Raw genomic sequence first — 9,219 nt, forward strand, 5'->3', positions numbered from 1 at the left:
TGCCAGACGCGGGCCTCAACACGCGCCGGGGCAATATACTCCCGAAGGGGGATCGGGTGCTCGCGAGCCTACGGTTTCCACTCGTACTCCCCACCCGGGTAGACGAAGGAGTCACGCGGCGCGTACCAGCACCAGCCCTCCACCCGCTGCATGGGGCTCGCGGGGCGCAGCGCGTACGTCGGGTGGTCCTTGGCGAGGAACTCCAGCGAGACGAGCTCGAAGGAGGCGGCGATCTCCCCCACGTAGGGGTAGTTGCCGGCCACCAGCTTGTTGTTCACCCGCGTCACGTACGTCAGGTGCCCGCGCGCGACCGAGGCGATCTGCTGACCGACGCGGGCCACGGTGCGGAGGATGGGGACCCCCTGCACGCGCGTGGTGGCCACCAGCTCGCCGCCATTGAACTCCAGGGTGGTGGTGCCCTCGGAGGCGGGCACGCCGCGTGCGCGCACGTAGTCGCGCACGCGCTCGGAGGAGTTGAAGTAGTGGGTGAAGAAGCGCGCGGGCGTCACGCCGTCCGGCGCCGTGCCCTTCACGTCCAGCCCCATGTACGTCAGCGAGTAGGCGCCGAAGCTGGAGGTCTGGTTCTCCGAGTCGACGACGTACTGATTCATGAAGAGGGCCCGGTTGGCGGCGGGCTCCAGCCCCGGGGGCAGCAGCGCGGCGGCGGCCTTGGTGTCGGCGGGGATCCAGCTCGAGTACAGCATGCGGCTGTTGATGACGAGCTGGGGGGCGGGGAGGGCTGATTCGGACATGGCGGGCTCCGCTGCGAGAGGGGAGCCCCGATGCCAACCCCAACCGGAGTGGGCGCGCAAGTCATGAGTCGGTCAGGCCGCGGGAGCCGCCGTGTTGGGACGGCGGTTCACGCGGTGCTGGCGCTTCAAGGTTGCCCACCGACCGAGAAGTGATGGAGCTTGAGCGTGCTCAGCGGTTGTCGAGCGCGCGATGCCTCGAGGCATTCAGCTCGCCTCGCCCCGCGTTCGACGGCGGCATCGAAGTCGTCGACCTCGAACCAAAGCGCTGCTGGCCTTCACGTCCTTCACCGCAATCAGCGGCTGAGGCCTGACCGTGAGTCGACTGGATGGACGCATCGAGACCTCGGAGGAGAGAAACGCGCGACGTGGCGTTTACGGATGGAGCCTCGCGCGCCGAGGTCGTTCTGGAGCGTGGGGCCCTCGTCAGCTGCTTCACACGTTGACGCTCACTCTGACGGTGCCCGGAAGGACTGGAGCAAGATGCATCCCGGACGCGTCGGTGACGCGTCGGTGACGCGTCGGTAGACACGCCAACGCGGTGTCAGACGAATTGTCAGGGGCTTATTACCGGGACGACTCCTCTGAGGCATCCCTGGCGCCTCCCCTCGCGCCCCCTGGCACGCCCGTTGCTCGTGCCTCCCCCCCGAAGTCAACGATGGACCCCAATCCCATAGGAGAATCCATGCACAAGCGCATCATTCCGGCCATCACCCTCGGGCTGATCGGCCTCGGCGGCGCAGCCCACGCACAGAAGCCGAAGACACCGCCACAGGCGGGAAAGCCCTCGGTGAGCCTGGATATCAAGCTGGTCGCGTCCAACGCGTCAGGGCCTACCTATCCGCTCCAAGCTTCGACAGCTTCGCCCACGAGCGAGTACAAGCTGATCGGTGGCGGTTGTGCCGCGTCCCACGTAGGGGATGAGGCGCCGCCCTCTTTCTCCCATGCGCTCATCATGTACTCGTCGAAGCCTTCAGGTGACAGCTGGCAGTGTGACGCCGGTGTACCGCCCAAGGTCAATCCCGGCTCGGGTCGCGTGGTGGCTGCAGGCATCTACGCACAAGCGAGTTCGACCAAGGGCAAGGTCAGCCTGGATTGCGTGGTCCGAGAGGCCACGAGCACCCGCGGGCCCTCTCCCAAGGTCAATGTCCAGCTCTCCAGCGACGATGTCGATAAGGGTTACGTCCTTACGTCGGGCGGTTGCACGGGCGCGGATGCGAGCCAGGGTCCGTACAATACTGTCATCGTCTCGTCCCGACCCGCTGATGACATGAAGGGCTGGTCCTGCGCGGGTTCAGGGCCGTATAGCACCCTGGATGCGGGGGCGCTCGGGATGCCGACCACCGTGACAGCGCACGTGGTGGCTTGCCGGCTGCAAGGGCCAGGCAAGCTGGAGAGCAAGCTGTTCACTGGGCCGGTCAACGCCACGGCCGGAAACATCGGACACTACCCCAGCTCGCAGGCCAAGGTGGAGCAGGGTTATTCCTTGACGGGCGGAGGGTGCGCCGTCACGGCGACGACGAAGCTCATCCCGGGCGTTGGAACCCCTGCCCCTGAATACATGGTCAGGAGCAATCCCGTGTTCCCCTTGACCTCGAAGACTCCCGCCATCAACGACACCTGGGAGTGCAAGGGCGGGGATCCGCCGTTCTGGCCGAATCCGGCCAACGCGCAGTCGTTCGCCATCGGGCTGCGCGTCGCGGAGCCGAAGATTTAAGGTGTCGCCGATGTAGGGCTCGGGGGGCCTTCACGCTCGTGGCCGGTCAGCCGCTTCATCACCGCTATATACGGTTGGCCTGACAGGTTGGAGTTCCGACGTCCCCGACGAGTCGGCCGACACGTCGTAGCTCCGTTCCACCGACGTGCCTCCTTCAAGTCCACCTTGGCTCGACGCTTGATGTGCTAGCTATCTCTCCAGGAGGCATGAATGAGCAAGAGACCGATTCGAATCATCCAGTGGGGTTGCGGTTTGATGGGACAGACCCTCATCCGCACCCTGCGTGAGAAGGGCGCCGAGCTGGTGGGTGCCATCGACCGCAACGAGGCGCGCCGGGGACGGGACGCGGGAGAGGTCGCCGGGCTCGGCGCACCGCTCGGCGTGCGCATCCACCATCCCGAGCAGGCCGAGGCCGTCTTCCGTGAGGCCCGGGCCGACGTGTGCATCCTGTGCACGCGCAGCATCATGAGCGAGCTGGCCGACGCCCTGCGCGTGGCCGCCCGCCACGGCGTCAACGCCATCACCATCGGCGAGGAGGCGTTCTTCCCCTGGACCACCTCGAAGGCGGTCACCGAGGAGCTGGACCAGCTGGCCAGGGCCAACGATTGCACCCTCACCGGCTCGGGCTTCCAGGATGTGTTCTGGGGCAACCTCGTCACCGTGCTGGCCGGCTCCACCCACCGCATCGACCGCATCGTAGGGCTGACGCAGTACAACGCCGATGACTACGGGAGCGCGCTGGCCCAGAAGCACGGTGTCGGGCTGGACGTGGAGACCTTCGCCGCCAGGATTGGTGCCAGCAACGCGCCTTCCTATGTCTGGAACTCCAATGAGTGGCTGTGTGCCCGGCTGGGCTGGCGCGTGCGGAACATCCGCCAGCAACTGCTCCCCACCACCCATGACCAGACACTGCACTCGGCGAGCCTGGGCCGTGAGATTCCCGCGGGACACGCCACGGGCATGAAGGCGGTGGTGGTGACGGAGACGCACGAGGGGCCGGTCATCGAGACGCATTGTGTGGGCAAGCTCTACGGACCTGGCGAGGTGGACCTCAACGAGTGGACGCTCCGGGGCGAGCCCGACACCACGGTGACCGTCCGCCAGCCCGCCACGCCCGCGCTCACGTGCGCCACCGTGCTCAACCGCCTGCCCCAGCTGCTGGCCGCGCCCCCGGGCTTCGTCACCACCGACCGCTTGGAGCCCGCCGCCTACGTCACCCGCCTGGAAGTCGCAGCGTAGGGAGCCTCTGACACAGGGGGCCTGCCGCCCTCCCATGTGGGAGCGGCGGCAACGGCTCGAAGCGCACGCCGCCCTCCCTCGGCACGAAAACACCGTCCGGAACCAGCGAGTGGAAGTGCGGCGTCACCTGCAGTCAAGGTGTCAGACTCGACTTTCGCCATTTTGAGGAGGGCAGGCGAGTAAGCGAGGAAGAGAGGGAGCGGAGGAGAAGGGGGGCCAACGGGAAAGATTGAGAAGTCGACCAAGACTTTTCCCGTCCAGTGAACCGATGACCGCTCCTTCCTTGAACACACTGCTACCGATACTGCTGCTCGTCAGCCCCGCCTTCACCCGGCCCTCGTTTCTCCGCTTCCTCACCCTGTTTTCAGGCTGGGTGCGTACCAGCGGACTGCATGCCGTCACCGAATCACTGGTGGTGGCAGGCGTCTGCGGCACCTTGCACCATGCCGCCTTCCATCGCTTCTTCTCCCGCGCTCGCTGGAGCCTGGACGGGGTGGGGCACCTGCTGCTGCTCAAGCTGGTGGCGCTCGTGCCGGGGCCGCTGCGCCTGGTGCTCGACGACACCTTGTGCACCCACAAGGGGCCCAAGGTGTTCGGCCTGGGCGTCCACGTCGACGCGGTGCGCTCTACCCGCCGAAGGCGCCTGCTCACCTTCGGCCATGTCTGGGTAGTGCTGGCCGTGTGGTGCCCGTGCCCTTTACCAGGCGAGTCTGGGCGCTGCCCGTCCTCTTCCGCCTCTTTAGGAGTTGGTGGCTCGCTGGTATCGCTCCGCCGGCAAACCCCTGCTCAAAATCGTCATCGTCAAAGTGGAACGTGGCGAGGTGCCCTGGCGCGTCTTCTTCTGCACGGGCTCCACTCGCACGGCTCGTCAAGTCATTGAAAGCTATTGCTGTCGCTGGGCGATAGAGGTGCTCTTCCGCGACCTCAAGCAACTGCTGGGCTTTTCCTCCTCGCGTGCGCGCTCTCGGCTGGCCGGGCCTGGAATGGCGAAAGTCGAGTTCGACATGCTCGGCACCCTCGGCTCGCGCAACGGCTTGCCGATGCTGATCGAAGCGCGGTGAGCCCCTCCGCTGGTCTGGGCCTGGGGAGAGTCCGAGGGGACGAGGTGTCGGAGCTTCATCACATCACTACCAAACGTCGAGTGGCGGTGTTGACATCGAAGACCAGTCAACACCGCCACTCGAACACTGTTTCAGGTCAGGTGCTTATGCCTGAGCAACCGTCAAGGTTCAAGGAATCTCACAGCCTGAACATAAAGCTCGACAGGTGCAGTTGGTGGGATTCCATGTACCGCCATTCATCTCGCATTGCTGCTGGGAGGTCGAGGAACAGACGGGCGTTGGAGTTGGCGCTGGCGCCTGCTCGTAGCCGGGGCGGTCGTCGAAGAGCTGCACCCAGCGCCCGTCGAACCCGCCGTTGGCCGCCGTATACCACTGGCCCACAAGCCAGCTCCCGGCTTCGTGGTGCGTCTGGTCGCTGGTGATGGCGCCCGAGTGCACGAAGAAATCGTGCTGCCACCAGTAGGAGTTATGCGAGTCGTAGAAGCCGCTGGCTGCCCCGCGGGTGCGCCCGTAGCTGTCGTATCCGAGTCCCTCGAACCCGCCGAACTCGTCTTGGCTCCAAGGGGCTTCCGAGTTCAATTCGGCCGAGTAGGTGCCCCAGAGCGGCTTTTTACCAAGGACGGCGGCGTCCGCGCCGACCCCGTCCGACTTTCCGATGTCACGCGACCTCAGGTAGAAGAGCTGCATCCCCGCGCTCACCTCCGGCTGCCCCGCCTCGTTCAAAATCGGGCTCTCCAGCAGGATGTACCTGGAATCGTTCGTCAGCCAGTGGATGTACCACTGGTTGCCCGCCCAGTGCGTCGGCACGATGTCGGCGATGTCCTGGAGTTCGTAGGTGATGCGCTTCGTCGAATACCAAGGCACCTCGGTGCCATTATCGACGTAGCTGGCGAGACTCGACGCGGTGGCGTAACTCAACGGCTTTGCTCCCCACGCATTCACCGCCGACTGAGACCCTTCGGGCACAAACACATAATGCACGTTGTTGTCGCTCGCGTGATGGAGGTTGACTTCGGCTTCTGTCGACGTGTTCATCCGGCTCGCGATCGTGCTGTACGGGGTCTTTACATGCCAGAGCGCGTGCGCGTGATAGCCGTAAGGGTCTGAGACTTTATCCCAGTCATTATCGTCGGCCTGCCAGAACAGGATGTGCTTGCCCGTCGCCGTCTGCATGAAGTTCAGCCCGCCCGTGTCGTAGTAGCGGCGGATGAGCTGCTCCCCGTGCATCGTGGCCGTGACGTGATTGACGTACTCGCCGCCCCCGCCCGGCGTGCCACTTACGCCGCGCACCAGGATTTCGACGCGCTCCCAATCGTGTATGTCGTTACCGTCCTTATCCGTCGCGTGGTAGACGTGATAGAACAGCACGAGCGACTTGCTGCCGCCCTCCATGTGTTCGATGAGACTGGTGTAGAGCGTCGGACGGATGCGCCAGTTGCTGTAAGCGCCCGAGCCGGAGGCGGAGGCGCTGATGTAGTTGTGGATGTTGAGCCAGTTGACGCGATTGTTGGAGAAGTCGCCGTCCTGGTCGAAGTCGAAGTTGGTGATCCAGTCGCGTCCCTGCTTGCCGTTGTTTCCATCCGCACGCTGGAAGATCACAGGCGCGTAGTAGTACAGGTACGCTTGGCGTTGCTCTTTGGTGAGACTCCAGGCCTGTGCGTGAGCGTGACTCGCTCCAAAACTCAGTGTAAGCAAGACAAGTGCGACTATTGTCCCGGTCACGGAGCGGGCAATCGAAGAGGAGGGCGGCAGAGCCGACCCGGGATTTTCCCCTGTTCGCGGGTCACGGCGGGGTGACAGATTCATACGGTATTCGCACCAGTGGAATATGATTGAGTTGACTTGTGCACGATATGCCAGCGCGGAGCGGAGTGTCAAATGCGCTGGCTTGCCTGGGTTACGTGGACAGTAGGCTTGTGCTGCCAACTTCTCCGGTATGGCTGCAAGCTCAAAATCCACGACGGAAAGCGTTGGATGTCTTCACCTGTGCCTGGTGTGGAGGCAGGCACCGGGTGTTGGCGTACCTGACGGCACCCAACGCAGTGCGCGTCATTCTGGAGCACCTGTCACTGCCCACGCGGCCTGCTTGCGCTGGCTGCGGCGCAGGGGCCACCCCAGCAGGTGAGGTGCTGAACCATCCCCTCATTTTAGCAGGGGAGCAAGGGAGGGCTCTGTAGGCTGAATGGTGCGAGAAGTAGGACTTGCGTGGTTACTGCTGCGGTCATGCACAGGCCTCGCCTCAATGAGCAACAGGTCCATTCGTTTCTGGAGTCGCTCTTCGAGGAGGATCTGCACGCCAGACGTGTTCTATCCCTCTCCTACGCCGTCCTGGGCGTCATCCACTCGGCCAGCCTGGGGGTCCATACCATTGGAAATGCTCTGGCCTGGGCGCGAGGCACGCACAGCAAGCACGGGGTAAAGCAGGTGGACCGGCTGCTGTCCAACCCGGGCATCAGGAGCCCTGGTGTCTGGTGACGAGCCTGAAGGAGGCCACGGCGGCCTTCGTGGTGGGGCTGTACGCCAAGAGGTTTCGCACGGAGGAGACGTTCCGGGACGTGAAGGACCTGCGGTTTGGAATGGGCCTGTCCTGGGTGAGGGTGCGTTCAACGGAAAGGCGGGACCGCCTGCTGCTGGTGAGTGCGCTCGCCTGTAGTTTGCTGACACTGCTGGGTGCGGCAGGGGAAAGCCTCGGGATGGAGCGCTACCTCAAGGCCAATACCGTGAAGACACGGACCTATTCTCTCTTCCGGCAAGGCTGTGAGTATTACCAGGCCATCCCCATGATGCCTGAAAGCAGGCTCCTCCCCTTGATGGAGCGTTTCGCTCAACTCCTGCGCGAGCAACCTGTATTTCGGGAAGTCTTCGGTCCAATATGAGGGGATGGTTCAGGACGCCGGAGACACCGTGACGATCTACAAACTGCTCTCCGCCTCGGAAGCACTGGTTGCCGACCAGTGGCAGAAGCTCCAGCCGCCCGGCGATTCCAAGGCATACCGTCTCCTGAAAGAGGCAGGCTTCTTCATCTGGCGAACAGGTCAGCTCTATCGCTTCGAGGACTATCTCGTACGCCCCTCGGCAGACCGTGCTGTCGATGTGAGAACCTCCTGGTGTGACGAGAATGGCGAGGAGGCCAGCGGGGCCAGGCAGACTCTCTCTCGAATCCGCGACACCCTGCGATCCGAGGAGAAGAAGAAGCTCATCCAGGTCGCCAGCGCTCAGCTCGAGTTCATTGCTTCAACAGGACAGTGCGAGGAATTTCACGATTACCTGAAGACGTTCTACCGCAAACCTCCTCCAGTCATCGCCCGATTCGACACGCGCGACGAGGCGGAGAGTTGGTTGAGGAACGTCCCCGAGCCGCCCAGCAGCGCCTATATCCTGGTAGGGAATGAATATCTGGAGGTCTTCTATTCTCGTGAGAGGGGCGTGCGTGCCCTCCGACGCGATTACGCACTGGAACGATTCATCGAGGCCGTCACGTCACGTGGGTTGCCTGCCCCGGCGGCCTCTTTCGACACCCATGCGGAGGCAGCGGCTTGGTGGAAGAGTCACCCGGTTCCGCCCCTGTGTGTCTTCGTGCATATCGCGGGCGAACACCATCTCGCGGTGTATCACAAGAAGATCGATTACCGCTCGTTACACCCCATCTCCATCCTGGACGACTGGCGGAGGGAACAGGAGAGAATCGCAGAGCAGGAGAAGGAGCGGAGCAGGTGATTGTCCATCCCGGAAAGCTGAGCCTTTCCGGGAGACACGGAGTGGAGGCGGCGGGAATCGAAGCCGCCGCCCCGTCATGCCGCACGCTCAAGCCGCGGGGGCCGCCGTGTTGGGACGGCGGTTCACGCGGTGCTTGCGCGACTTCGTCAGCACCTGCTGGAGGTAGCGCCCGGTGTAGCTCTCCTTCACCTCGGCCACCTGCTCCGGGGTGCCCACGGCCAGCAGTTGCCCGCCGCCCGCGCCGCCCTCGGGGCCCAGGTCGATGACCCAGTCCGCGCTCTTGATGACGTCCAGGTTGTGCTCGATGACCAGCACCGTGTTGCCCGCCTCCACCAGCCGGTTGAGCACGTGCAGCAGCTTGCGGATGTCCTCGAAGTGCAGGCCCGTGGTGGGCTCGTCGAGGATGTAGAGCGTTCGGCCCGTGGCCACGCGCGCCAGCTCTCGCGCCAGCTTGATGCGCTGGGCCTCGCCGCCCGACAACGTGGGCGAGCTCTGCCCCAGCCGGATGTAGCCCAGCCCCACGTCCTCCAGCGTCTGGAGCACGCGCATGATGTCCTTGTGCGCGCCGAAGTGCTGCATCGCCTCGCGCACGCTCATCTCGAGCACCTCGGCGATGTTCTTGCCCTTGAACTCGATGTCGAGCGTGTCGCGGTTGTACCGGGCGCCCTTGCACACCTCGCACGGCACGTACACGTCGGGCAGGAAGTGCATCTCGATCTTGATCGTGCCGTCGCCG

General features: G+C 64.2%; 10 protein-coding genes. 7 read left to right on the forward strand and 3 right to left on the reverse strand.

Going from position 1 to position 9,219, the window contains the following annotated elements; translation table 11 throughout:
• Window positions 1–68 precede the first annotated feature (68 nt).
• Window positions 69–752: a hypothetical protein gene (locus tag VF794_RS02460; RefSeq protein ID WP_331107313.1), complete on the reverse strand. Its 684-nt coding sequence runs from the start codon at window positions 750–752 to the stop codon at window positions 69–71.
• A 682-nt stretch (window positions 753–1,434) separates the two neighbouring features.
• On the opposite strand from VF794_RS02460, the gene VF794_RS02465 reads away from it, so the two are divergent.
• From VF794_RS02465 to VF794_RS02475, 4 genes are all read left to right on the forward strand, one after another.
• The gene (locus VF794_RS02465) at window positions 1,435–2,466 is read left to right on the forward strand and encodes a hypothetical protein (protein ID WP_331107315.1); all 1,032 of its coding nucleotides are present in this window, start codon (window positions 1,435–1,437) and stop codon (window positions 2,464–2,466) included.
• Window positions 2,467–2,676: 210 nt separating this feature from the next.
• Complete coding sequence (locus VF794_RS02470) at window positions 2,677–3,705, forward strand: dihydrodipicolinate reductase (protein WP_331107317.1); 1,029 nt, start codon at window positions 2,677–2,679, stop codon at window positions 3,703–3,705.
• 268 nt (window positions 3,706–3,973) lie between these two features.
• Window positions 3,974–4,585, forward strand: coding sequence for a transposase (locus VF794_RS41670; RefSeq protein ID WP_414640860.1), 612 nt, complete (start codon window positions 3,974–3,976; stop codon window positions 4,583–4,585).
• Window positions 4,527–4,766, forward strand: coding sequence for a transposase (locus VF794_RS02475; protein ID WP_414640861.1), 240 nt, complete (start codon window positions 4,527–4,529; stop codon window positions 4,764–4,766). Before VF794_RS41670 ends, VF794_RS02475 begins: the two co-directional genes overlap by 59 nt.
• A gap of 168 nt (window positions 4,767–4,934) precedes the next feature.
• Here the strand turns inward: VF794_RS02475 and VF794_RS02480 are convergent, their stop codons facing one another.
• Entirely contained in the window at window positions 4,935–6,365 is a 1,431-nt protein-coding gene (locus VF794_RS02480; RefSeq protein ID WP_331107321.1) for a hypothetical protein, read from the reverse strand.
• Between the two features lie 624 nt (window positions 6,366–6,989).
• On the opposite strand from VF794_RS02480, the gene VF794_RS41675 reads away from it, so the two are divergent.
• Genes VF794_RS41675 through VF794_RS02490 form a run of 3 tightly spaced genes read left to right on the forward strand, consistent with a single transcriptional unit; the run spans window position 6,990 to window position 8,483 of the window.
• Window positions 6,990–7,241: a hypothetical protein gene (locus tag VF794_RS41675; RefSeq protein WP_414640862.1), complete on the forward strand. Its 252-nt coding sequence runs from the start codon at window positions 6,990–6,992 to the stop codon at window positions 7,239–7,241.
• Complete coding sequence (locus tag VF794_RS41680) at window positions 7,238–7,642, forward strand: hypothetical protein (protein ID WP_414640863.1); 405 nt, start codon at window positions 7,238–7,240, stop codon at window positions 7,640–7,642. The genes VF794_RS41675 and VF794_RS41680 overlap by 4 nt, the downstream gene beginning before the upstream one ends.
• A gap of 28 nt (window positions 7,643–7,670) precedes the next feature.
• Complete coding sequence (locus VF794_RS02490; RefSeq protein ID WP_331107323.1) at window positions 7,671–8,483, forward strand: hypothetical protein; 813 nt, start codon at window positions 7,671–7,673, stop codon at window positions 8,481–8,483.
• Window positions 8,484–8,570: 87 nt separating this feature from the next.
• On the opposite strand, the gene VF794_RS02495 is transcribed toward VF794_RS02490, so the two are convergent.
• Window positions 8,571–9,219 (reverse strand): ATP-binding cassette domain-containing protein (locus VF794_RS02495; RefSeq protein ID WP_331107325.1); only part of this gene is annotated, 649 nt, incomplete at its 5' end.

This window comes from Archangium sp., assembly GCF_036389735.1.
Taxonomy (GTDB): domain Bacteria; phylum Myxococcota; class Myxococcia; order Myxococcales; family Myxococcaceae; genus Archangium.

Bases quoted from the DNA above. Each gene is read 5' to 3' on its own strand.
- VF794_RS41675 (WP_414640862.1), top strand. From the start codon at position 6,990: ATGCACAGGCCTCGCCTCAATGAGCAACAGGTCCATTCGTTTCTGGAG.
- VF794_RS02465 (WP_331107315.1), top strand. From the start codon at position 1,435: ATGCACAAGCGCATCATTCCGGCCATCACCCTCGGGCTGATCGGCCTC.
- VF794_RS41670 (WP_414640860.1), top strand. From the start codon at position 3,974: ATGACCGCTCCTTCCTTGAACACACTGCTACCGATACTGCTGCTCGTC.
- VF794_RS02460 (WP_331107313.1), bottom strand. From the start codon at position 752: ATGTCCGAATCAGCCCTCCCCGCCCCCCAGCTCGTCATCAACAGCCGC.
- VF794_RS02470 (WP_331107317.1), top strand. From the start codon at position 2,677: ATGAGCAAGAGACCGATTCGAATCATCCAGTGGGGTTGCGGTTTGATG.